The 24,218-nt window shown below is 33.7% G+C and carries 25 protein-coding genes and 1 pseudogene; 4 read left to right on the forward strand and 22 right to left on the reverse strand.

Translation table 11 applies throughout. The annotated features are described in order from the left end of the window. Positions 1 to 174 precede the first annotated feature (174 nt). From J3D55_RS03525 to J3D55_RS03575, 11 genes and pseudogenes are all read right to left on the reverse strand, one after another. On the reverse strand, positions 175 to 597 hold the full coding sequence (locus J3D55_RS03525) for a hypothetical protein (protein ID WP_259128000.1): 423 nt from the start codon (positions 595 to 597) through the stop codon (positions 175 to 177). 434 nt (positions 598 to 1,031) lie between these two features. Further along, positions 1,032 to 1,668: pseudogene (locus J3D55_RS03530) on the reverse strand (carbonic anhydrase). A 53-nt stretch (positions 1,669 to 1,721) separates the two neighbouring features. After that, on the reverse strand, positions 1,722 to 3,314 hold the full coding sequence (locus tag J3D55_RS03535) for a SulP family inorganic anion transporter (RefSeq protein WP_259128001.1): 1,593 nt from the start codon (positions 3,312 to 3,314) through the stop codon (positions 1,722 to 1,724). Positions 3,315 to 3,461: 147 nt separating this feature from the next. Continuing rightward, on the reverse strand, positions 3,462 to 3,761 hold the full coding sequence (locus J3D55_RS03540; RefSeq protein ID WP_259128003.1) for a hypothetical protein: 300 nt from the start codon (positions 3,759 to 3,761) through the stop codon (positions 3,462 to 3,464). Positions 3,762 to 3,784: 23 nt separating this feature from the next. Beyond that, positions 3,785 to 4,453 carry a carbonic anhydrase gene (locus J3D55_RS03545; protein WP_259128005.1) on the reverse strand — a complete coding sequence of 223 codons (669 nt, stop codon included), beginning with the start codon at positions 4,451 to 4,453 and terminating at the stop codon, positions 3,785 to 3,787. A 298-nt stretch (positions 4,454 to 4,751) separates the two neighbouring features. Further along, entirely contained in the window at positions 4,752 to 5,309 is a 558-nt protein-coding gene (locus J3D55_RS03550; protein ID WP_259128006.1) for a serine acetyltransferase, read from the reverse strand. A 43-nt stretch (positions 5,310 to 5,352) separates the two neighbouring features. Further along, complete coding sequence (locus J3D55_RS03555) at positions 5,353 to 6,504, reverse strand: glycosyltransferase (protein ID WP_259128008.1); 1,152 nt, start codon at positions 6,502 to 6,504, stop codon at positions 5,353 to 5,355. Next, on the reverse strand, positions 6,505 to 6,669 hold the full coding sequence (locus tag J3D55_RS03560) for a hypothetical protein (RefSeq protein ID WP_259128010.1): 165 nt from the start codon (positions 6,667 to 6,669) through the stop codon (positions 6,505 to 6,507). Next, positions 6,632 to 7,069 carry a DapH/DapD/GlmU-related protein gene (locus tag J3D55_RS03565; protein WP_259128011.1) on the reverse strand — a complete coding sequence of 146 codons (438 nt, stop codon included), beginning with the start codon at positions 7,067 to 7,069 and terminating at the stop codon, positions 6,632 to 6,634. Before J3D55_RS03565 ends, J3D55_RS03560 begins: the two co-directional genes overlap by 38 nt. Next, a complete protein-coding gene (locus tag J3D55_RS03570) occupies positions 7,066 to 8,229 on the reverse strand; it encodes a glycosyltransferase (protein ID WP_259128013.1) in 1,164 nt (387 codons plus the stop codon). Before J3D55_RS03570 ends, J3D55_RS03565 begins: the two co-directional genes overlap by 4 nt. Next, positions 8,229 to 9,068, reverse strand: a complete 840-nt coding sequence (locus J3D55_RS03575) for a glycosyltransferase family 2 protein (protein ID WP_259128014.1) — start codon at positions 9,066 to 9,068, stop codon at positions 8,229 to 8,231. The genes J3D55_RS03570 and J3D55_RS03575 overlap by 1 nt, the downstream gene beginning before the upstream one ends. A gap of 88 nt (positions 9,069 to 9,156) precedes the next feature. Here J3D55_RS03575 and J3D55_RS03580 point away from each other — a divergent pair, with 88 nt between their 5' ends. The 4 genes from J3D55_RS03580 to J3D55_RS03595 all read left to right on the forward strand — a co-directional run bounded on the left by J3D55_RS03580 (position 9,157) and on the right by J3D55_RS03595 (position 13,484). Then, the gene (locus J3D55_RS03580) at positions 9,157 to 9,927 is read left to right on the forward strand and encodes a class I SAM-dependent methyltransferase (RefSeq protein ID WP_259128016.1); all 771 of its coding nucleotides are present in this window, start codon (positions 9,157 to 9,159) and stop codon (positions 9,925 to 9,927) included. A gap of 24 nt (positions 9,928 to 9,951) precedes the next feature. Further along, a complete protein-coding gene (locus J3D55_RS03585) occupies positions 9,952 to 10,980 on the forward strand; it encodes an acyltransferase family protein (RefSeq protein ID WP_259128018.1) in 1,029 nt (342 codons plus the stop codon). Positions 10,981 to 11,122: 142 nt separating this feature from the next. Further along, the gene (locus J3D55_RS03590; RefSeq protein WP_259128022.1) at positions 11,123 to 12,556 is read left to right on the forward strand and encodes an MBOAT family O-acyltransferase; all 1,434 of its coding nucleotides are present in this window, start codon (positions 11,123 to 11,125) and stop codon (positions 12,554 to 12,556) included. Position 12,557: 1 nt separating this feature from the next. Next, positions 12,558 to 13,484 carry an SGNH/GDSL hydrolase family protein gene (locus J3D55_RS03595; protein ID WP_259128023.1) on the forward strand — a complete coding sequence of 309 codons (927 nt, stop codon included), beginning with the start codon at positions 12,558 to 12,560 and terminating at the stop codon, positions 13,482 to 13,484. Here J3D55_RS03595 and J3D55_RS03600 read toward each other — a convergent pair. The 11 genes from J3D55_RS03600 to J3D55_RS03645 form a co-directional block, all read right to left on the reverse strand. Continuing rightward, on the reverse strand, positions 13,476 to 14,417 hold the full coding sequence (locus J3D55_RS03600) for a glycosyltransferase family 2 protein (RefSeq protein ID WP_259128024.1): 942 nt from the start codon (positions 14,415 to 14,417) through the stop codon (positions 13,476 to 13,478). The two genes, J3D55_RS03595 and J3D55_RS03600, sit on opposite strands and share 9 nt — an antisense overlap. A 22-nt stretch (positions 14,418 to 14,439) precedes the next feature. Further along, a complete protein-coding gene (locus J3D55_RS03605; protein ID WP_259128025.1) occupies positions 14,440 to 15,381 on the reverse strand; it encodes a glycosyltransferase family 2 protein in 942 nt (313 codons plus the stop codon). Continuing rightward, entirely contained in the window at positions 15,382 to 16,317 is a 936-nt protein-coding gene (locus J3D55_RS03610; protein ID WP_259128026.1) for a glycosyltransferase family 2 protein, read from the reverse strand. Continuing rightward, positions 16,317 to 18,113 carry an asparagine synthase (glutamine-hydrolyzing) gene (asnB, locus tag J3D55_RS03615; protein ID WP_259128027.1) on the reverse strand — a complete coding sequence of 599 codons (1,797 nt, stop codon included), beginning with the start codon at positions 18,111 to 18,113 and terminating at the stop codon, positions 16,317 to 16,319. The genes J3D55_RS03610 and asnB overlap by 1 nt, the downstream gene beginning before the upstream one ends. A gap of 6 nt (positions 18,114 to 18,119) precedes the next feature. Then, entirely contained in the window at positions 18,120 to 19,697 is a 1,578-nt protein-coding gene (locus J3D55_RS03620) for a hypothetical protein (RefSeq protein ID WP_259128028.1), read from the reverse strand. A gap of 4 nt (positions 19,698 to 19,701) precedes the next feature. Next, positions 19,702 to 20,487: a class I SAM-dependent methyltransferase gene (locus J3D55_RS03625; RefSeq protein WP_259128029.1), complete on the reverse strand. Its 786-nt coding sequence runs from the start codon at positions 20,485 to 20,487 to the stop codon at positions 19,702 to 19,704. Between the two features lie 10 nt (positions 20,488 to 20,497). Then, positions 20,498 to 20,929, reverse strand: a complete 432-nt coding sequence (locus J3D55_RS22650) for a DegT/DnrJ/EryC1/StrS family aminotransferase (RefSeq protein ID WP_310467487.1) — start codon at positions 20,927 to 20,929, stop codon at positions 20,498 to 20,500. Continuing rightward, positions 20,901 to 21,623: an aminotransferase class I/II-fold pyridoxal phosphate-dependent enzyme gene (locus tag J3D55_RS22655; RefSeq protein ID WP_310466743.1), complete on the reverse strand. Its 723-nt coding sequence runs from the start codon at positions 21,621 to 21,623 to the stop codon at positions 20,901 to 20,903. The genes J3D55_RS22650 and J3D55_RS22655 overlap by 29 nt, the downstream gene beginning before the upstream one ends. Next, positions 21,620 to 22,303 (reverse strand): GNAT family N-acetyltransferase, encoded by a 684-nt coding sequence (locus J3D55_RS03635; protein ID WP_259128030.1) that lies wholly within the window; start codon positions 22,301 to 22,303, stop codon positions 21,620 to 21,622. The genes J3D55_RS22655 and J3D55_RS03635 overlap by 4 nt, the downstream gene beginning before the upstream one ends. Continuing rightward, positions 22,293 to 23,210 (reverse strand): glycosyltransferase family 2 protein, encoded by a 918-nt coding sequence (locus J3D55_RS03640; RefSeq protein WP_259128031.1) that lies wholly within the window; start codon positions 23,208 to 23,210, stop codon positions 22,293 to 22,295. Before J3D55_RS03640 ends, J3D55_RS03635 begins: the two co-directional genes overlap by 11 nt. A gap of 82 nt (positions 23,211 to 23,292) precedes the next feature. Then, the gene (locus tag J3D55_RS03645) at positions 23,293 to 24,213 is read right to left on the reverse strand and encodes a glycosyltransferase family 2 protein (protein ID WP_259128032.1); all 921 of its coding nucleotides are present in this window, start codon (positions 24,211 to 24,213) and stop codon (positions 23,293 to 23,295) included. Positions 24,214 to 24,218 lie beyond the last annotated feature (5 nt).

Below are 24,218 nucleotides of genomic sequence, written 5' to 3' on the forward strand. Positions count from 1 at the left end.
TTTAGATATTATATTTTAAGTTTATCAATAAACCGTAGATAAGAGCACATAAGTTTAAAAAAATCTTTGATTTTTATTCTTTTGAAAGCTTGCTGTATAAATATCTTTTGCCTCTTTTGCGGTTAAATTTTAAATATACTTATAAAAGAAAACCTCCAGTTTAGGAGGTTTTTGTTATTTATAAACGACAATATCTCGTATCACTTTCTTCTCAAAGTAATTTTTTTCGCTTACTGTAAAACCGTAATTATGCTCTTCCTGCAAAAACTCTATCTGAGTCGTCGCTGCATTATCCGGTTTCCATCTGATGACAAACGTTACCTCGTTTCCGGAATTGATGTCTTTATCGGAAAATTTAAATAATGTACTTGGTAACGTATTGTTTTGGTCGAATCTTATATCAGATTTTGATTTTTTAAACTGCAGTTGAGTCATATCTTTTAACAGCAGAGAAAAAGGTTTTCCGATGTATTTTTCTTTATTCGTTTCAAATTTTTTAGCATAAGCAAGCGTATCGCTCACGGGCTTCTGAGACTTTAAAAAACCATTTGAAAAAAGTAAAATTCCTATCAGGAGTATATTGGTAAGTATTTTCATAAGTTATCCACAACATTTATTGGAACATCAAAAGTAAGTATTTTCAAAACAGATTTGGCTTGGCTTTTAGTTAAAACTTAATTAAAATTAAAAAACAAATGGCACAAATATTTTCACTTAATTAAAAAATTAACAGACTATTCTTATCAATAGAAATGGACTTTAGCCCATTTTCAGAATGTAAATAATCAAATTGGCTTTAGCCAAAACATATTAAAAAGAATAAAGATATCCACAATCATCCGTGAAAATTCGTGAAATCTGTGGGAGAAAACTCTTCATTTTGACAAAGGAGAAATCTACTCTTTATTATAGATTCTTCACTCCGCTTTCTCTCCGTTCTGAATGACAATCTTTTTTAATAAAAAAGACCACCGAAAAAATCGATGGTCTCCCAATGTATTCAAAATTTATCTAACTATACATTTTATCTCTTACAGCCAGCTTACAGCGCCTGTTTCAACGTCGTAGTTTGCACCTACTATTTTTATTTTACCTTCATTTTCAAGGTTGCTAAGCGTAGAGCTTTGTTTACGGATGTCTTCAATCGCATTTTTTACATTCTGCTGATTCAGTCTTTCCAATAGTGGACTGTTTTTAGAAGAACGTTCTTCCCCTTCTTCGATTATTTCATTGATGATCGGGTCAAAATGATTAATCAGGTGGTTCAGGTTATCCATTCCCAGTCCTTCTATTTGCGCTGCGTCAAGACCGCCTTTTAAAGCGCCGCATTTCGTGTGTCCTAAAACTACGATAAGCTTAGAAACCAGCCACATTGCAGCCAAATTCCATTGAACCTAAAATATCCTGATTAACAAAATTACCCGCAATTCTGATGCTGAAAACATCTCCCAATCCCTGATCAAAGATAAGCTCAGCAGAAGTACGGCTGTCGATACAGCTTAAAACCACTGCGAAAGGCCATTGTCCTTCACGGGTAGCATTTACCTGTTCCAAAAGGTCTCTGTTTGCTTTAAGATTGTTTACAAATCTTTGATTTCCTTCTTTTAAAAAGTCTAATGCTTTTTCAGGAGTAATGGTAGACTGGGTTTCAGAAGTGTGTGCTTTCATATTGTTTTATATATTGATTTTTATTTAAAGTTAAAAAAATATTGATGATGAGCTTACATCGCTCTTCGGTGGGTAACCAAAATGTGAGAATCTTCATCCGTCTCATAGTCTCGGTATGAAGTTTTGAAACCTAAAAGTTCAACGGTAATGTCTTCTTCTTTTGCACGGATGTTGGCAAAATCCTGAATCATTTCCAGAACATCGGTTGCAATGTATGATGTTCCTCTTGCATCGATGGTTACGGTAGAATTTGGTTTAATGTTTTTCAACGTTTTTTTGATGGCTGCTTTGTTTAAAAATGAAACTTCCTCAGCAAGCTTAATATTGATTTCGTCTGCATCATTCAGTTTTTCTTTGCTTAAATAATAAGCTCTCTTCATATTTCCCTGAAGAATATAGAATACTGAAATCGCAAGACCGATTCCCACTCCTTTTAATAGATCTGTCGCTACCACTGCCACAACTGTAGCAACAAACGGAATAAACTGGAATTTACCCAACTGCCAGAAATGTTTGAAAGTCGCAGGTTTTGCTAATTTATATCCAACCAAAAGTAATACTGCCGCCAAAGTTGCCAACGGAATTAAATTTAAAATCACAGGAATAGAAAGTACACAGATTAGTAATAAAATTCCGTGTATTATTGCTGATGATTTGGATGTTGCTCCTGCGTTAGCATTGGCTGAACTTCTTACCACAACCGAAGTCATTGGAAGCCCACCGATAAATGAACTGATAAGATTTCCGATTCCCTGTGCTTTTAATTCTAAATTCGTGTCTGTAACTCTCCTTTGCTGGTCTAGTCTGTCGGATGCTTCAATACAAAGAAGCGTCTCAATAGAAGCTACAATCGCTATCGTTGCGCCTACGATCCATACTTTCGGATTGGTAAAACCATTAAAATCCGGCATTATGACCAAATTTTTGAAATCGTCAAAAGACTGGGGAACAGGAAGAGAAACCAAATGCTGAGTCTGGATTGCCAATGAACTTCCTGTCATTTTAAAAATCTGGTTCAATACAATCCCTGCAACTACGGCGACCAAAGCCCCCGGAAGCATTTTTATCCTTTTTAAGGCGTGAACTTTATCCCAAGTAATAAGAATTGCAATGGAAACCAAAGTAACGATAATCGCACCCGGATGAATTGCTCCCAATAATTCAGCGAAATATCCGAAGTTTAGCCCATTATCAAAAATAGATTCATGACCTTCATAATCTTTATCAAATCCCAACGCGTGCGGAATTTGTTTTAAAATAATAATAATACCGATGGCTGCAAGCATTCCTTCGATGACATTATTAGGGAAATAATTAGAAATACTTCCTGCTCTTATAAATCCTAAGATCAATTGAATAAGTCCCGCAATAATTCCTGCACAAAGGAAAAGCTCGAATGCGCCAAGATCTGTAATTGCCGTTAAGACAATTGCCGTTAAACCTGCTGCAGGTCCGGAAACCGATATATTAGAATTACTGAGTGTTCCTACGACTAAACCACCTACAATCCCGGAAATAATTCCTGATAATGGTGGTGCTCCTGATGCCAAAGCAATTCCTAGGCATAAAGGAAGGGCAACTAAAAATACAACGAGTCCTGAAGGGAAATTCTCCTTAATTCCTCCTATTAATGATGTTTTTTTCATGATGTTAAGCTGTGAGAGATAACCGATTTATTTGCATTTAAATAAATCAATTAATTGTAAAAGATTGGAAATTTAATTTTTAAAGCACATGTATATTCGATACCAAAAAAATGATATGAATAGGAATCAAAAAAATCTAACTTACAATTAAGCTTCCGGAGGCGGAGAAAATATGGTTAACAAAGGCGACAGATGAAAGGAATCATCTACCAGTACAAAAGATTTGCCTTCTACAGAAGGTTCAAAAAACTTCAGATAATCGAATACGTCTAAAGGTTTTGGAAGTGTTTTTTCGTAAACAATAAAGGGTGTCGTGTGAGAATGTGGTTCTTCTTCATTGATAATTACATTCGTTCTCGTAAGATCCCAACCGAAAACCGCAGCAATGCTTGGCAGCGCTGTAAAGTTGAGGAAGAACAATAATGTAATAATACTCCAAAGTTTCATTTCACTTTCTTTTTTTAGAAAAACTATTTTGTCTTTCTGCTCATTACCCAATCAGAACTTGTAAGATTATAGATCTTTTGGATGTCTTTCAAAACTTTTTCGAAGTCGATCTCCAGATCAATAATTTTTCCGGTTCTAAGGTCAAAAACCCAGCCGTGAACAACAGGATACTCATCTAAGATGTATCTTTCCTGCACACAAGCCATTTTAATGACGTTGATGCATTGTTCTTGTACATTTAGTTCTACAAGTCTGTCATAACGCTTACCTTCATCTTCAATAGCATCTAATTCAGCTTGATGTAATCTGTACACATCACGAATATTTCTCAGCCAAGGATTTAATAATCCCAAATCCTGAGGCGTCATCGCTGCTTTTACACCACCGCAGTTGTAATGCCCGCAAACAATAATGTGTTTTACTTTTAAATGCTCTACAGCATATTGAATAACGGCTGTTGAGCTCATATCCAAAGTATTTACAAGATTGGCGATATTTCTTGTTACAAAAACTTCACCTGGTTGCGTACCCATCAATTCTTCTGCTGTCACTCTGCTGTCGGAACATCCAATATAAAGATATTCCGGGTTTTGGGTTTTAGCTAATTCCTGGAAGAAATTAGGGTTGTTTGCAATTTTAGATTCTACCCATTTTCTGTTGTTTTCGAAAATAACCTCGTACGATTGTGACATAATTAAAAAATTTAAAGGTGTATAATTATTTATTTCGTTTAAATTATTTTCAAAATCAATAGACTAAATCAATAATAGTGCAAAAATATAATTTTTGATGAAAAAGCAAAGACTTTTAACAAAGTTTAATAGTAAAATATGCTTAAAATCATATGTAAATAGGGGTTTTACTTTTACTCTTTTTCTTTTTAAGAAATTATTTTGCTGTTTTAATAATCCAAACGTATAATAATTAAAGATAAAAGTACAAACAATCAGTAAGATAACAATGATTCAGGAATTAAATATTCTTGAATTATTATACTTTATTATTAATATAACCTTCCGTAGCATTCTCTGCTTCGTAGATTTTCCCCGGATTTCCCATCACAATAGAATTTTCCGGAACATCGAAGTTTACATAAGAATTGGGAGCAATAAGGACATTATTACCGATCGTGATTCCGCCTACGATTACAGCATTTGTGCCGATCCAGACTTCGTCGCCGATAGTTGGAAAGCCTGTGTTTTTTCCGCGGTTTTGCTGTCCGATAGTTACACCTTGAGCAATATTGCAGTTTTTCCCGATTACAGTATTAGGATTGATGACCAGACTTCCCCAATGTCCCAAATAAAAACCTTCTCCGATCTTGGTTTCAGGATAAATCTGGAAACCATATTTGATCTGGTAATGTCTCAGAATAAACTTCCAGACCATTTTTAAAATCGGGGTATTTTTATATTGTTGAGATTTTCTTAAGACATAAATAAAATGAAGATTCGGATTGATACATTTTGTCCAAATTTCAAAAGTAGAAAGCCATTTTCCACTTTCTCGGTAAAAATCTTTCTGAAGAGTAGAATATTGATCTGCCATAAAACAAATGTATGAAATCTAGGATTTTCGAGAGTTGATTTAGTTATAATTCGTCTAAAATAGAAGCTATTTTTCTGACGGAATTTTCAAGATTGAAAGGCATTGCGTAATCTTTCAGCTTTTCTGAGTATTTTTCAAATGATTCAGGATGAGTTAATGCTTTTTTCATCCCGTCATAAATTCCTTCTTCTGAATTTTCTACAATTAAGCCCAATTTGCCATTATTCAACATTTCAGCCGAACCAGAAACTTCCGTAGAAATTATTCTCTTTTTCAACGTAATCGCTTCAAAAAGTACCGTCGGAAAACCTTCATATCTCGAACTTAAAATATAAAAATCCGCTTTTTTGAAATAAGGATAGGGATTATCTGTAAAACCAAACATTGTCGCTGTTTTATCAACGCCAAGATCGGATTTTAGTTTTTTAATATTTTCAAAATCATATCCATCACCTACAATCAGAATTTTATGTTGAAGACCTTCATTCAGAAGCCTTTTGTGAACTTTTAATAATCTGTCAAACCCTTTTTGAGGAAAAACAGTTCCAACGGAAATAAAAGTAGGAATAGCTTTATCAAACTCATAATTTAAAACAGGAAGATCTGCTTTTGCCGTAAATTCTTCGGTGTCTAAAGGATTATAAATTTTTACAATTTTCTGTTTTTCTGTTTCATTTTTCGCTAAACTATGAAAAAGCTGTTCAATCTTTTCAGAAATAACCATGATTTTATCAAAGCCAAAAAACTTACGGATTTCGTCATTGGTATAATCTTTAACTTGCGAAAGATCATTATGAATCCATACAATTTTTTTCGAATTTTTCAGCGGTGAACCGAGAATTTCATCACGCATTCCGTGGATTGCGGCAAACTCGATGTCATATTTTTTATCCTTTAATTTTCTTTTGTAAAGAAGATTCGGGAATGTTCTTAATGTTTTTTCATGAAGTACTCTCGCCGCCTTTCTGGGGATTTCGTGAGGACGGTTGGTTGTGATCATTTCGCCTTTGTGGAGGTATAAAATATTGATCCATTTCGGGACTTCCGGTAAATATTTTCCGGAATGAAGATTTAATAATAAATCTATTTCATATTGATCTTGAGGGAGATTTTTAAGAAAGGTAACCAATACTTTTTCCGCACCGCCATGACGCAGAGAGCCTATACGAATGAGGATTTTCTTTTTTTCAGCCATTTATTTTTTTGAAGGTTTGTAAATATGAGGGATGTGTTCTTTTATATATGCTTCCAGTTTTGCTCTGTCGGGTTCCAATTCTCTTGGATACATAACATTATTTTCCAAAGCTTTATCGCCATATTCTTCAATTGTACAAATGAATTTTGCAGGAGTTTCCCGCATAAACCGAATTATCCAACATACTAGAATTGAGTACAGATCCTGCTCCCAAAATACAGTTGTTGCCCATCTGAGATCCGGGAAGAAAAATACAGTTATTTCCTACAAAACAATTTTTTCCGAGTTTTATTCTACCAAAATTTCTAGCATCTTCATACTTTTCCATACTTCGGATGACGTACATGGCGCCATCATGGTTGATAAATTTACAGCCTGCCGTTATTTTCGTTCTGTCGCCAATTTCAATTAAAAAAGGTTCGGAACCAAAATCCGGAGCTTCTACAAATATGACATCTTTCCCTACCTTCAAGCCTCTTGCAATAGAGATCTTGATGTAAATATGCTGAATGAATTTCTGATAAATTGTATGCAGCTTCAGGATGAGACGGTATATAAAAATCATTTTTCTTTTTTTGATAAATTAATGATAATATTTTCAACAGCATCAAAAATCTTCTGATTGTCGAACTGTTTTTCAATATCTTTTAAATTCTCTTTGATCTGCGAAACGAATTGAGGCTCTGTAATGAATTTTTTCATGGATTCATACATTTCTTGGGTTTCATAATTGATGAGGTAGCCTGTTTTTCCGTGTTCAATCATTTCCGGAATTCCTCCGACATTGGTTGAGATAATGGGTTTTTGAAGAATTAAGCTGTCCGCAATAATTAAAGGCCAACTTTCGGATTCTGATGGAAGAATAAAAAAGTCGGCATTTTTCACATGAGGATAAGGATTCATCGAAGAACCCAACAATTGAAAACTATCTGTAACGCCAAGATTTTCTGTCTGTTTTTTTAGATTTTCCATTTCTTCGCCATCACCGATAACGATAATATGATGATCAAAACCATCTTTTAATAATTTAGCGTGAGCATCCATTAATTTATGGAAACCCTTTCGGCTGTGAAGCCTTGCAACGGAAACAAAAATAGGTTTATTGGGTAGTTCAGGCTTAAATGCCAATGCCTTTTGTTTTAATTCTTCAATCGGGATTGCATTTAAAATAACCTGATTTTCAGGAATTTTAAGATCAGGATAGGTTTCAATTAAAATATCTTTAGTCTGCTGAGATCCAAAAATAAAATAATCAAACTGAGGAATCTGCTTTAAAATTTCAGGAACCAACGGTTGCAGTTTCGGTAACGTAATATCCGAATGAAACCAGCCGATCTTTTTTGAATTTTTATTAAGCGAATTCAAAACTGCGGAAAAAGCCGCGTAAGTTGGAGCAATTTCTACATCAAAATTGTCATTAAGAATTTTCTGAGCAATAGAAGGATTTCTCAATGCTTTCTGAAGCCTGAGTTTTCTTTTCGCCAATTGTATTTTCTGGATCAGTGAATTTCGGGAAAGATCTTCTCTGCCGTCTGTAAGATAAGTTTTTCTTACATGTTTGGGGATTTCGTTTCGAAGTTCTCCCTGATTGATATTTAAGCAAATAGTCAGGTCAAATTTATCTTTATTAAGATGATTGAGCATGCTTAAAACTACTTTTTCCACACCTCCCATTTCCATAGAACGGTGTCTGAACAGCACTTTTATCTTTTTATTTTCTGGCATTATCCGAAAAATTTTTGTATTCTGAGTGTGATTTGTTTTTTTATCCGAAACGGTATTTTATTCTGATATTCTAATAAATCAAAAATTTCCTGAGGATCAGAATAGCTTTGAGGGATAGCTTTTCCGTTGATTTCTTTTAATTTTCTGCGCTGCATGGCTTCCCAGATTGCCTGTGCATAATAGGCGTAAGACTTTTGCTTATTATGATTTTGAGAAATTCCGCCAATGTGAGCTCGGTATAAATAATCGGTCTGATTGATGAATTTTACTTTGCCTACCTCATACATTTTATAGTATAAATCTTGATCTTCCGCGATCTTCAGTTCAGGATTAATCTTAGATGTTGTCATATAAACGTCTCTTCGGAAAGCTACAAAAGGTGCAATCTGAATCGGGAAATTGAAAAAATATTTTTGCCCGTTCGGAACTTGCATGGCAGATTTAAACTCTTTTAAAATATTTAGATTTTCATCACATTTTGCAAGTCGGGAATAAGTAAGAACGACATCTTTTTTCTTTTCTAACACTTCAACAGCACTTTTTAATGCTTTAGGTTTTATAATATCATCGGGATCCAGATAACCGCAAACATCGCCTGTTGAGCGCTCAATGAGTTCAGATTTTGTGACTCCGACACCGTAATTGGCTTCGTTTTCATGTAATTTGAATCTTGGGTCTGTTCCTATTATTTTATTAATAATTTCAACAGAGTTATCCGTAGAACGGTCATCAATAATCACAACTTCCCAGTTTTTATATTCCTGCGCTATAATAGAATCGTAGCAATCCTTAAAGAATTTGCCGTTATTATAGTTGGCAATTAAAATAGAAAACTTCATCTTTTTTGTGTTAATAAATTTTTACAAAGATAATTATATCCTAAAGATAAAGGAAAAATCTTTATTTTTGTGTTCTAAATTTAACACAGTGAGTGAAATATCAAGAGTTTTCAAAACATTTGTAGCCTATCTTAAAAGGCCAGATCTTTATCCTGAATTAGGAAGAAAGATCGTCAAAAATACCGTAAACAGGGGGAATGCATTTAAAGGAAAAGAAAAAACCAATTCTTGGGCAGCTTCCAAAGCGATTTCTCAGAAAGAAGCAGTTTCTAAACTTTTCGGGATCGATATTGATCCTTTTAAAAATAATTTTTCTGAAATTTTAAAAGAATCAGAAAAAAAACAAAACGAATGTCCTATTAAAATGGGTGGTGCAGGAGCTTTAGAATTAATCTATTATTCTTGTGAATTTACAAACGCTAAAAGTGCCGTAGAAACAGGAGTTGCTTATGGGTGGTCTTCTTTGGCAGCACTTTTATCTTTAGAAAAAAGAGGCGGAAAGTTATACAGTTCCGATATGCCTTATCTGGCGCAGGATGGCGATCAGTATGTAGGATATGTAGTTCCTGAAAACCTTAAACCCAGCTGGAAATTATTCCGTTTTGCTGACAAAGAATCTTTACCAAAAATTTTTGCAGATAATGCATCTTTTGATGTACTACATTATGATTCTGATAAAAGTTATAATGGTAGATTCTGGGCTTATACCGAGCTTTACAATCATTTAAGAAAAGGCGGAGTTTTCATTAGTGATGATATTGGTGACAATTCTGCTTATCAGGATTTCTGCGAAAAAAATAATATCGCAACAACGGTTGTAGAATACGAAGGGAAATACATCGGTGTTTTTGTAAAATAAATGTTTTAGATGTATTTTTGATTCGTGAAAATAAGTCAGATTACATTTACCCGATTTGTCGCTGCAATGGCGATTGTCGTTTCTCATTTTAATAAAGAATTATTTTTATATAAAATCAATTATATCTCCGACATTTTCCTCAGGGCGAATGTCGGAGTTAGTTATTTCTTTATCCTTTCCGGATTTATTATGATTGTGGCATATCATAAAAAGGCACAGATTAATTATCTGGATTACTACAGAAACAGGTTTGCGAGAATTTATCCGCTGTATGTTGTCGGGATGTTGCTGCTTTTGGTGACGAAATATGCTGATTTTAGCTTTCACAAAGTATTTTTGTATCTGTTCGGGATTCAAAGCTGGATTCCGGGAAATGCACTGGTTCTGAATTTTCCGGGATGGTCGATTTCTGTAGAATTTCTTTTCTATTTAATTTTTCCTTTACTGTACAATCATTTTTATTCAAAAAGGAATAAAAGTATTTGGATTGTAGCAATTTTGATTTGGGTTGTCACGCAGGTTTTTTCAAATCTGTATGTAAATTCTCTGATGTATAAAGGTCCGCACACGATGAGCCATGAATTTAGCCACTATTTTCCGCTTTGGCATATCAATGAATTTTTGGTGGGAAATCTTGCAGGTTTGTATTTCGTTAAAAACTTCAGGGAGAAGAATTATGATGTTGCGATTACGTTAATTTTTACAGCCATTTTATTGTCTTTAATTTTCATTCCGTTGAACTTTCACAATGGTTTGATGGCGGTTTTATTTATTCCTTTAATTTATTTAATTTCATCTAATAATGGGACTTTAACCAAAATTTTTTCGCTAAAACCATTAGAATATTTAGGCGAAATCAGTTATGCAGTCTATATCGTTCATATTCCTGTCTTGTATATTTTAAGATGGGTTTTGTGGGAGAATTTTCAGGTGTATGAAAACAATACAATATTTTGGATCTATATTCCTGTTTTACTAATTATTTCGGGGATTTTTTATCAATTTATAGAAAAACCTTTTAGAGATTATTTAAAGAAAATAAAAGTTAGATAAAAATATTTACTTTTGCTAAACATAAATGAATTCACTATGATTGAAATGATGTTCCCCAAAACATTTTTTATTTTAAAAAAAACTGTATTAAAAGATATAGATCGTAAAATTTCGTAAGAAAATTAATTTTTAAGAAAATTTTATGCTATTTAATTCAATAGGTTTTTTGATCTTTCTGCCAATCGTTTTTATACTGTATTGGTTTGTTTTCAATAAAAAATACCAGCATCAGAATTTGCTTGTTCTTTTAGCGAGTTTTTATTTCTATGCTTGTTGGGATTGGAGATTTCTTTTCCTGCTTATATTTTCTATCGGTTTGGATTTCTTTTCAGGAATTCAGATTGAAAGAAGCAAAAGTAAAAAGGAAGCGCAAATCTGGCTGGCTATAAGCATTATCATCAATCTCGGATTTTTAGGTTTCTTTAAATATTACAACTTTTTTATAGAGAGTTTCTCAGAATTATTGGGTGGTTTTGGTTTTCATGCCAATGTATGGCTGCTTAAAGTGGTGCTTCCTGTGGGGATTTCGTTTTATACATTTCACGGGCTTTCTTATGTTATTGATATTTATAAAAAGAGAATTTCGGCAGAGAGAAATTTTATCGATTATGCCGTTTTTGTAAGCTATTTCCCCTTATTAGTAGCCGGACCGATTGAAAGAGCGACGCACCTTTTGCCACAGATTCAAAGAAAAAGGGTCTTCAATTATGAGCAGGCTGCAGACGGAATGCGACAGATTCTTTGGGGTTTCTTCAAAAAAATGGTGATTGCAGATAATTGCGCACCATTAGTAAACGAGATTTTTATCCATTATCAAACGGAAAGTGCTAGCAATTTGGTGTTGGGAGCGGTATTATTTGCTTTCCAGATTTATGGTGACTTTTCGGGATATTCTGATATTGCTTTAGGCGTTTCGAGATTATTCGGGATAGAATTATTAAAAAACTTTTCGTTTCCTTACTTTTCAAGAGATATTGCAGAGTTTTGGAGGAGGTGGCATATTTCATTATCCTCATGGTTCAGAGATTATCTTTATATTCCTTTGGGAGGAAGCAAAGGCGGATTAATGATGAAAATACGAAATACATTTATCATTTTTCTTGTTTCAGGATTCTGGCACGGGGCAAACTGGACTTTCATTATTTGGGGCGGGCTGAATGCGCTCTATTTCATGCCATTATTAATAACAGACAAAAATCGCCAAAACCTTAAAGTCGTTGCTATAGGGAAATGGTTTCCTTCTTTTAAGGAAACGTTCCAGATTTTAATCACATTTTCGCTTACCTGTTTTGCATGGATTTTCTTCAGAGCAGCTTCAGTTTCTCAGGCGATTTCTTATATAGGAAAGATTTTTAATAAAACCATACTTTCGATTCCACCGCATTTACCGTATAAAGTTTTATCACTTGTCGGGATCATGCTTTTGATTGAATGGATTAACAGAAATAGGTTTCACGGTCTCGAAATCGAGAGATTTAATCCATGGCTGAGAAGAATATTGTATGTAGTGATTATGTATATCATTCTCCGTTATGCTAATTTCGGTAATAATGAATTTATTTATTTTCAATTTTAGTATGAAAAAGTTTTTACTCAAATTATCGTTTTATTTAGCTGCAGGAATGTTGGTTTTTGCTGTTCTTGGTTCATTTGCAGACGGCAATACGGATGATAATTACATGCATTTTGCGGTAGAAAAACCTCATAATATTATTTTAGGAGATTCACGAGGTTCTCAGGCGGTATTGCCAAGTATTCTGAAGGATAAACTTCATCAAAACTTCGATAATTTTTCACTGAATGTCGTACAGTCACCTTACGGACCGATTTATCTGGAAGCTTTAAAAAGAAAAATAAATCCCGATACCAAAAACGGGGTGTTTATTTTAACGGTAGATCCGTGGAATTTATCCTTAGATAAGAATGTGAAAAGCCCAAAAGATTTCCCGGAAGAGCATTCTCCGTTAAAAAATATGTACACCTATGATTTTTCTCCGAATTACGAATATCTGTTAAGAAATTATGGCAGAAGCTGGTTTAAGATTTTTACTGAAAGAGAAGCTAAAGGTAGATCCAACACCTATTTGCATAAAGACGGCTGGCTGGAAGTGAATGTGAATATGCAAAAAGATTCGGTGGCAAAAAGAGAAACCGAGAAGATTGATGTTTTTTATGCAAATTTGGTGAAAACTCAATCTTTATCGAAAAAAAGATTAAATTCCTTGGAAGATATAATCCAGTATTTGCAGCCGAGAGGAACTGTTTATTTGGTCAGAATTCCTGGCTCTGAAAGACTAATGAAACTAGAAAATTCTTATACACCTGATTTTAGCGAAAAGATGAAAGCAATTTCTAAAAAATATGGGATTAAATTCTTCGATTTTTCTTCAAAAGCTAAAGATTATATTTACACAGACGGAAATCACATGTACAAAGAATCCGGAAAAGTTTTTACAGCACAAGTTGCAGATTCGATTCTTTTACATACAAAAATTTCAAAATAAATATTCGCGGAAATTAATATTATAAAGTCCCGATCTTATGCTCGGATAATCGGTGATGATATATTTCGCGATCATTCCCCATTTTTTTACGGTTGGAGCAAGAGCAATTTCATAGCTTCGGTGTATTCTTTTGATGTGTAGTTTTACCTCTTCGGGAATTGTATTTTCGCTCTTCGCCCAATCATTAATTTCTTTCCAAAGCAAGACTTTTGTGGTTGCTGGTTTTATTTGTTTTGCGTCTACAACGGTAATTCTGTTATTTTCATGAACGCCTCTTACGGCAACGGCTTTATCTAAAATTCCGGGATAAAGGTCGAGATAATAAGAAAGTCTGAACAAAAATTCTGTATCCTGATGAAGTCTTAAATGTGTTTTAAAAAATGGCTGTAATTTCTTCACCATGGCATCTCTTCTTATCGTTAAACAATCGATACTGAAAAGTCCGAAACTTCCTCGCATACCGATTTGTCCGGGAAAAACATCTTTAGGATCATGCTTTTTGTAAACCGTCGTCAGATCGTCTCTGAAAAGCTTATAATATTGGTCTTTCGCCTTTTCAGAATAATAATGAACGCCCAAAGCTCCGTAAACACCTTCTACTTTCGGATCTTTGAAAAGCTCTTTTTCTGCGTCAAAACGGTTCGGAAGATAATAATCATCCGCATCCAAAAACGCAATAAAATCTCCTGTAGCATTTTCTAATCCCAGATTTCTCGTTGGTCCCGCTCCATGATTTCCCTTGTCGGGATGTTGAAAAAGCTTCACCCGATCGTATTTTTCAGCCAATTGTCTGCAAACTTGCAATGCATTATCCGGCGATTTGTCTTCAACCAGAATAACCTCATAGACTTCTTCAAATTGAAGGGCAGATTCTACAGCCTGAGTTATATATTTTTCAGCGTTGTAAACGGGAGTGATTACGGAGATTTTCATTCTATATTGTATGTAAACAAATTTAAATTATAGTATTTCTGAAATTAATATTGTATAATCCGGATCTTATACTTTTGTAATCAAAAACCAAGTATTTCAGAATCATTACCCATTTCTTTGGTCGCGAAGCTTTGGCAATTTCATAGCTTCGATGCATCCTTTTGATATGTATTTTGATATTTTGGGGCATTGTTTTTTCGTGTTGTGCCCAATCATTCACATCATTCCAAAGAATTGATCTTGATAATATGGGTATTTTTTTATCAACTCCAATTTTTGTGATCCTGTTTTCTTCATGAACGCCTCTTAAAGCGACCGCTTTATCAATAATTCCGGGATAAAGATCTAAATAATAAGACAATCGGAAAAGAAATTCGGTGTCTTCATGAAGCTTTAAAGTAGATTTAAAAAGAGGATTCATTTTTTTTAACAACGCATCTCTTTTCACTGTTAACGTATCAATACTGAACATTCCGAAACTTCCCAACATATACAATTGTCCGGGAAAAACTTCTTTGGGATGATATTTTTTATTAACGGTTGTCAAAGCATTTCTAAAAACCGTATAATACTGTTCTTTTGCTTTTTCAGAATAAAAATGAACCCCCAAAGCTCCATAAATACCTTCAACTTTCGGATCTTTAAAAAGTTCTCTTTCTGCATCAAAACGGTTAGGTAGATAATAATCATCGGCATCCAGAAAGGCAATATACTCTCCCGTTGCTTTTTTTATTCCTAAATTTCTTGAGGCTGAAGCGCCGTGATTTTCTTTATCGGGATGTTGAAAAAGTTTTACGCTCTTATGCTTTTCAGTCAATTCCTGACAGACTTTTAAGGCATTGTCGGGTGATTGGTCTTCAATTAAAATAACCTCGCAGATTTCCTCAAACTGAAGAGCAGATTCTACAGCCTGTACAATATATTTTTCCGCATTATAAACGGGTATCACTACGGAAATTCTCATTTATCTATAATAATTAAAACGGTATTTGGTTTTCAGTATTTCCGGATTTTTAATTCCTTCCAGTAAAATATTGATGTACTTTGTGAGTCCTTTTTTCTGTGAAAGATCAAAAGATGTAAAGCTTAAATATATTCTTTTTTTATATTCCTGAGGTAAATTATTTGCACTTGCCCAATCGTACAAAGATTTCCAGTAAATATGTTGTCTTTGGTTGTATTGAGGAGAATACTGAACAATTTTCGTAATTCTGTTATCATCATGAATTCCCCTGATAGCAACTGCTTTATCAATAATTCCGGACTTTAAATAACAGTGATAAGAAAGTTTAATATTAAAATCTGAATCCTGATGTACCCGAAGATTTTCGTTAAAACGAAGCTTATTTCTTTCGATTGCAGATTTTCTGATAGTCAATGCATTCAAATGAAAAAATGTACCGAAAGTTTTAGGTGTCAAACTTAATAATCCTCTGAAAACTTCTTCACCTTCTGCGGGGTAATTAACGGTTGTGAGCGGGGAATCCTTAAATTTTGTAAGATATTCCTGCTTTCCTTTTTCCGTTAAATATTCAACGCCGATGGCACTGAAAACACCTTCGATTTTTGGATCATTAAAAATTTCTTTTTCCGCATCAAAACGATTGGGAAGATAATAATCATCGGCATCTAAAAATGTAATGAAACTTCTTGTTGCTTTTTCTATCCCTAAATTTCTTGTTGCTCCAGCTCCATGATTTCCTTTATCCGGATGTTGGAATAATTTGATTTTAGGATTTTCTGCAGCTAATTTCTTACTGATTTCCAAAGAATTATCCGTCGATTTATCTTCAACTAAAATAATTTCTTTTACTTCATCAAAATGCACAGCAGATGCTACCGCCTTTTCTAAAAACTGAGCTGCATTGTAAACGGGAATAATTACGGAAATATCAATCATTATAAAACATTTTGATTGTTGTGTGTCCAAAGAGCCAATTGCAATAAATTCCAATGTTTATGATCTTTATTTAAAAACTTCTGAGTCGCTTTGAAATCAATATAATTGAAAATTTTCTGATCAGGATTTTTTAAAAGATCATTAGAAAGGTTAACTAGGTTTTCTTCTTCAAACCAACTTTCTATACTCATTCCAAAGCCTTGCTTATGGCGTTTTCTGATGGTTTCTGTCCAGTAAGATCCCATCGATTCACGAAGAATGATCTTATCGTTCTCGTTGGTCAGTTTCAATTGTTCGGGAAGCTGAATACAAAATTCTGCAAAATCAAGATCCAGGAAAGGCGTTCTTACTTCCAACGAGTTTGCCATTGCCATTCTGTCGGATTTTACCATCATATTTCCGGGAACATATCCTTCGAGATCCACTCTCATAATATCGTTCAATGAATCTGGATTCGCAGTGAAACTATAAGGCTGAGAATATGCTGAGGTAATTCCCAAAGCATTTTTTTCTTCTTTATTAAATGAATTTCTTACAAAATTTTGATGGAAATCCAGAATGTTTTCGTGCGCCATATTTTTTTGAGTAATGAAAGAAGTAGGTCTTACTTTTTCATATAATTTTAACCCGAATTTAGCAATGATATTGTTATAGCTAAAATGGTTTCTTAGCTGATTTTCAACGCGATAAAAGTTATATCCGCCAAATAATTCATCCCCGACATCTCCGGAAAGAACCACGGTAAGATTTTTTTTCGCATTTCTGCAGATCTCAAAATGCGGGATAAAAGAAATATCTGCAAAAGGTTCATCAAAAAACGGAGAAATTTTTAAAAGTGAAGTTGCCAGATCTTGTTTTTTTTCATGAACTTCAATATGATGGGTCTTGTATTTTTCTGCGATTTCTTTTGCATATTTCAGTTCGCTGTCTTCATGATCGTACCCAAAACTAATGGTTGTCTGCTTGGGTAAAAACTCGGCGACTAAAGCCACAATTGATGATGAATCGAGTCCGCCACTCAAAAAACTGCCTACTTCTACATCGGCAACCAATTGTTTTTTTACTGCATTTTTTAAAAGATAAGTAAATTCTTCTTTTGCATCAGATAAACTTAAAACCCTGTCTTTTGCAGGAAGACTGTAATATCTTGAAACAGAAAATTTTCCGTCTTTCCAAATCAATTGATGAGCAGGAGGGAGCGTGTGAATATTCTCATAAATGCTGTGATACGTGCTCACATAGCCATACTGTAAATAATGCGAAAGCGCTTCCTGATTTACTTTTGGCTGAATAAGTCCTGAAGCCAGAATTGCCTTTATTTCTGATGCGAAAATGAATTCATTGTTTTTTCCAATAGCATAGAAAAATGGTTTTTCGCCAAAACGATCTCTTGCACAGAATAGCTCCTGTTTTTCGTTGTTCCAGATGGCAAATGCGAACATTCCCGGAAGATCATGGATGAGATTTTCCTGTTTTCTCTGATACATCGCGAGAATAACTTCCGTGTCGGAGCTTCCGTGATACGGATATTCGGGATATTGTGCTTTTATTGTCTGATAGCCGTAGATTTCACCATTCAGAACGATACATTCATTTTTTGTGCCGGAAAACATCGGCTGTTTTCCATTTTCAGAAAGATCAATAATAGAAAGCCTGCGATGGCCTAAAGCTGCATTTTCATAAAATTCAAAATGTGAAGAATCAGGACCACGATGCGCGATGGCATCCGTCATTTTTTTCAGTTCCTCATGATAATTTCTAGCATTATTTGCTATAATTCCTGCTATTCCGCACATGTGTTTTTATTTTTTTTGATAATTTGAGGGAAGATATAATGTGAATCTCCCGGCTTTTACTACTTTATATTTTTCCGGGTGGCTCACGAATTTCAAAGGTACAATTTCTTTGGAATAGAAAGGATAGTCATTACTTTCGATATATATGAAATCATCCGGAGTTTTATTCACTTTTTTAATGATGAACTTTACATAGTCCTTTAAAGTAAAATAATAATAAATAGGCGGAGAAGCATCTAAAATATAAAGATATCCCATCAAGTGATTGCTCGAATAAATGATATTATGTTGATTTTGCAGATAAGGGCGGAGATCTTCAATATCTTTTTTTCTTCCTTTATCCAGATATAAATCATATCCGTTTATTTTTACTTTTTCAGTTTGTTCGGTGAAAGTGAAATCTTTCCAACCTTTATCTTTTAATAAATTTGGAAAAATCAAGCATTGATAAATAAAAATCAACAAGCAAATCATAAAAGCTCGGATGTTATACAAAGACAATATGATTACAATTAATGCTATATAATAATAAATATTGTACGCATTTCCTCTTACGTCAAAATAAGCTCCAGAGCCAAAAGAAAGACCAAAAGGGATGAGTGCAAGTGCAATGAGCATTGTCTTTTTTTCAAGGCTAATGTCTTCCAAAAAATATCTGTAAATCATTAAAGCCAGAAACACATAATTGATATAAATTAAAGGATAAAATAAAATCGAAAATATGAAAACTGCAGCAAGAGCAATCAGAATGTAATTCAGATGTTGAATTTTGTTCTTTGAAAATTTGTGAATATACGCAATGAGTATCCCCGCCGGAATCAGAATAAATCCTGCGACTTTTAGAATCCAAATGACAAAAAATCTTTTAGGATGCTGTTTTGTATGAAATCCTTTGTAATATTTTATCCATTCAAACTGGGAAACAAATTTTGAAAAATTTTCGATACAAGTAAAATAAATAATAATCCCAAGTAATCCTCCGACAATAATATAGATGATCGGTTTTTTATCTTTTTTCCAAAAATTATACAACAAAAATGCCGCAATCGGGATGATCACCAAAGTATGCGGAATCCCATCGAATAACAATATTCCTAAACAGAATCCTGAAATTATTAATGGAAATAATTTGTTGTAAATCAAATAAATAAAGAGTAATGATAAGGAAATATTTATTAGAATTGTATTTCCGATATACTGATGCAAAACGATATTGCTGATTCCCCAAGTTGTAAAATTGAGGGTTACTCCCAAAAAGGCAAGCAGAAATGCGTTTACTTTCAGTTTGTAATATTTATTCGCAAAGAAGTAAAGCAGAAAAGTGGAAATATTTAATAATCCATACGTTATTACCCGGAATAAATAAATGTTTTCTGTATAAATAAACCTGAAAATCCGATAAAAATTGGTAGCATCAACTGTAGGCAATGTCTCATGATCTCTGTAAAAAAACAAATAAAAAGCTTCATCATTAAAAATGAAACCCTTATTGAGATTAGTATAAACAATATAGCCTGTAAAAAGTGCCCCGATAACAAAAATCAAGCTTAATACATTTTCATATTTGTGTTGAATTTTTTCCATGAAACTATTTTTTTTCTGCCCAGATACTGAATCCTGAAGCCATATTTTTACTCATCGGATAATATTGTAAAATCACATCCAGAAACTTTATAGGGAATGTAAGGATCATGAAAAGTAAATAGAGGAACGTGTGAAGAGGCTTTATTCCGAAAGAGAAAACCAATGCAAACCATTCCTGAACCACCCAAAGCATTCCTGATGTGGGACCTACCGGTTTTAATTTTAAAATTTCAAAATCTTTGAATTGATGTTTCATTCCTTCATACGTAAATCGTTGAAAATCATACGGTGATGCATGAAAAGGCTGCATAAAAGGGATAAAACAGTAGATTTTTCCACCAGGTTTTAAAATCCTGTGAATTTCTGAAATTACTTTCTGAGGATTCGGGACGTGCTCCAAAACCGCAATATTAACGATGTAATCTACAGAATTATCTTTAAAAGGAATTTTTTCGATGTCACAAATTACATCCACATTTTCATAAGGAAGCAAATCAACATTCAATAAATCATCTCCAAAGTCGGAATTTCCGCTTCCCAAATTCAGGGCGACTACATTTTTTCCTTTAATTTCGTTGCGAATGAGGCGTTTTGCATCAAAAAAAGGTTGAGGATAAACAGGACTGATAATTTCAATCAATGCACTGTAGATCTTGTTGAATTTTTTTATTTTATATTTAATTTTATCAAGAAAATCAGTAACAACTTCTTCCTGCACCGGTATGAAAATATATTTTCCATCTTTTACTTGATATTCGTCTTTAAATATTTCAGAATTTATGTTTTTCATGGAAATATATTTAAAATTGATTGATGATATTAATTACTTTTTGTTGCTCTTCTTCAGTTAATTCATAAAATAAAGGCAATCTTAAAAGACAATCTTCAAATTTATCCGAATTCGGAAGATCTCTGCTATCATGCTTTTGAGTATAAAATTCACTTTTATGCAAGGATAAGTAATGAAATACCGCCAAAATATCATTCTCCTTCAGCTTTTTGATAAGTTCAGCCCTGAAATCAAGATTTTTACAAACAATATAAAACATGTGAGCATTATTTGTCGCATATTCCGGAATGACAGGCAAAGAAATATTTTCATTATTCTTTAAGCCTTTATGATATTTTTCCCAGATTTCAAGTCTTTTTTTCTGAATATTTTCAATATTTTCTAATTGAGCCCAAAGAAAAGCTGATATAATTTCACTTGGTAAAAACGAAGAAACCCGTATCTACCCAACCATATTTATTGATCTCACCGCGGAAAAACATAGAACGGTTGGTTCCTTTTTCCCAGATAATTTCAGCTCTGTTGACAAATTTTTCATCATTAATAGTAAGCATTCCACCTTCTCCTGAAATAATATTTTTGGTTTCATGAAAGGAAAATGCTCCTAGATGACCAATACTTCCCAACGCTTTTTTTGTTCCGTTTTTGAAAACGTAGTAGCTATCGATCGCTTGTGCTGCATCTTCGATCAGGATGAGGTTGTATTTTTCTGTGATCTCAAGAATTTTTTCCATATCACAGGCAATTCCGGCATAATGTACAACGACAATTGCTTTGGTTTTATCCGTGATTAATTCTTCAATTTTATCAGCATCAATATTGGGATTATTCTCGTAAGAATCTGCAAAGACAATTTTCGCATTTTGTCTCACAAACGGCAACGCCGAGGAAACGAAAGTATAGCTGGGAACAATTACTTCATCTTCAGGTTTGATATCGGCAAGAATTGCACACATTTCTAAGGCATCTGTACACGAAGTTGTAAGCAAAGTTTTTTTGAAGCCATAGGTATCCTCAAAAAATTTCTGACATTTTTGAGTAAAAATGCCATTTCCTGAAATCTTTCCGGAAGCAACAGCTTCTTCTATATATTTTGTTTCTTTTCCTGTAAGGTAAGGTTTGTTAAAGGGGGTCATTTTCTCCAATAGTGTTTTATAATAATTTCATCTTTTATGTCGTAGCCTTGCTTTTTGTAAAATGAGCAAGCCTGAATGTTTTCTTTTTGTGTTGGAATTTCCAAGTGTGTAATTCCATTTTTTAAGCAAAAATTTTCTGCTTTCTGCAGCAGTTTTTTTCCAAATCCTTTTCCTTGAAAATCGGGATGAGTGGCAATTAAACCGATCTTTCCGAGATCGTTATATTTTTGAAGCGTTACAAAACCAATGGCTTTTCCAGCTTCTTCCGTATAGAAAGTTTTAAGAGCAAATTTTTTGTTAAGACTGTTGATTACCCAAATATCGTAAAGCTCTCTGAACTTTGCTTCTCCGAATTTTTCGTCTAATAAAAAACGACTTTTTTTTCCGCTTTCGTATGCTAATTCTTTGAAAAAATCTGCGTCTTTCTCGCGGTCGTCGGTATCCTTAATTGTTTCATAATCCTGCAGACTTTTATCATCAAGTTTTTTTATAAAATTAACCTTTGTCTCTTCAAAGGAAAGAGTAAATCCAGTAATATCGATTTCAAAATCAGAAAGTTGCTTTACAACAATGAGATCGTAATCTTCTGTGTCGCTTACAATCTCTTGTTTTTCAACTGTAATATCTCCAATTTTTTTATTGAAGAAATCGCTGTCCCATTGCAAAAAATTAATGTTCATAAGCTTCATCAATTATAAAAACAGGTCTGTTTTTGGTTTGGTTAAATGTCTTTCCGAGATAAATGCCGACAACGCCGATACAGCTAATAATCACACCAGATAAGAACCAAATGGAAAGAATAAGTGAACTGAAACCGGGCTCTGTGATTTTTCCCTGAAAGAAACTTATCATAAAATAGGTGCCGACAAGAACTGACAAGAGTGAGATAATGGCTCCAAAACTGACAAAAATCTTTAAAGGTTTATCTGAAAATGAAACAATGACATTGAATGCCAATGAGAAAAGTCTTGAGAGGTTATATGAAGATTTCCCTTCTTCTCTCGAACTGTGTTCTACGGAAACGGTGGTCGTTTTATAGCCCACCCAATTTACAAATAGTGGAAAAAATTTGATATTATCATTGATTGTCAGTATAGACTGAATGACTTTTTTATGATAAATTCCGAAATTAGCAATCTCGTTATTAATCTGGATACCAGCAAGATAATTAAATACCCTGTAAAATATTTTAGAGCTTAATTTCTTAAACAAAGAATCAATTCTTTGTTCTCTTTTTGCCAATACCACATCGAAACCTTCGAGAGCCTTTTCGTACAATTTTTCAATTTCTTTGGGCTGATCCTGCATGTCACAATCCATCACTACAACCCAATCTCCTTTAGCTTTTGAAAGCCCGGCAATGATGGTGGCGTGCTGACCAAAGTTTCGGCTGAGCCTGAAGATTTTTAGGTTTTTATTTTCTACGGACAGATTTTTCATTACTTCCCACGAGTTATCGGGGCTTCTATCGTCAACGAGAATGATCTCATAATCCTGTCCAATCTTATTGGCTAATTTGGTAATTTCAGAGACCAAAACAGGAAGTATTTTTTCTGCGCGATAAACAGGACTGACGATACTAATCATGAATTATGGGAATAATAAATTTTTTCAAATATATAAATAAACGTTCTATTCTGTTCAAATAATAAAAGTAATCCTTTTTTAATTAGATAGTAAGGAAACAATTTGGCTCATTTGTTATTTTTTCTTTAATTTTTAAAAGCTCATCGGTGTTATTATTGATGTTTTTATAACTTTTATAAAGCTTTTTAGCCTTCTCCAGATTTCCGGTGAGTGAATTTTTTAAGATACTTTGAAGTAAAGCCTTCTTTTCCTGTTGTAAAGAGTTGGGAAGATTAGGATTCAGTATTTTTGTTTCGATGCTTAAATCCTTGTATTTATTGTAATCTATTTTAGCTAATGATTGCTTGCCGTCGTGTACAACTTTACTCCCCGGTACAAGAATCGTTTTCTTTTTATGATATTGTAGCCTGTTCACATATTCGTTATCTTCACCATAATGAAAGAAATACGGATTAAAACCGCCAACAACATCTATCGTTTCTTTAGGCAAAAGCCAATGTGCTGCATTTATAAAATCAAGCTCATAATAGGGTTTCACTGTTTGAAAATACAGATCTGAAATCAATCTGGTTTTGTCGCAGTTATAAGAAATGTATTTGTCTAAGAAGATATCTAACTGCTTTTCTGTCCCATCAACATGCATTGGGCTTATGATACCAATTTCTGTCTTATTCGGATAATTGTTGTAAACTTCCAACAATTTTTCAAGACTGTCTTCATAAAGCCATGCATCCTGATTCATCAGATAAAAAAAATCTGCACCTTCTTTATAAGCCTTTTCTATCCCGATGTTATTGGCTTTCCCGAATCCTAAATTTTCTTTGGATTGAATAAAATCTATTTCCGGGAAAATAGCTTGTATATATTCCTGAGTACCATCTGTAGAACAATTATCGACCACAATACACTGAACCGGAACAGAAGATTGCCTTAAACTGGTAAAGCATTTTTCTGCCCATTTCATGGCATTATAAGTAACGATAATAAAATAAATCTTTGGCATTTGTG

The organism is Chryseobacterium ginsenosidimutans (assembly GCF_024807225.1).
Classification (GTDB): domain Bacteria; phylum Bacteroidota; class Bacteroidia; order Flavobacteriales; family Weeksellaceae; genus Chryseobacterium; species Chryseobacterium ginsenosidimutans.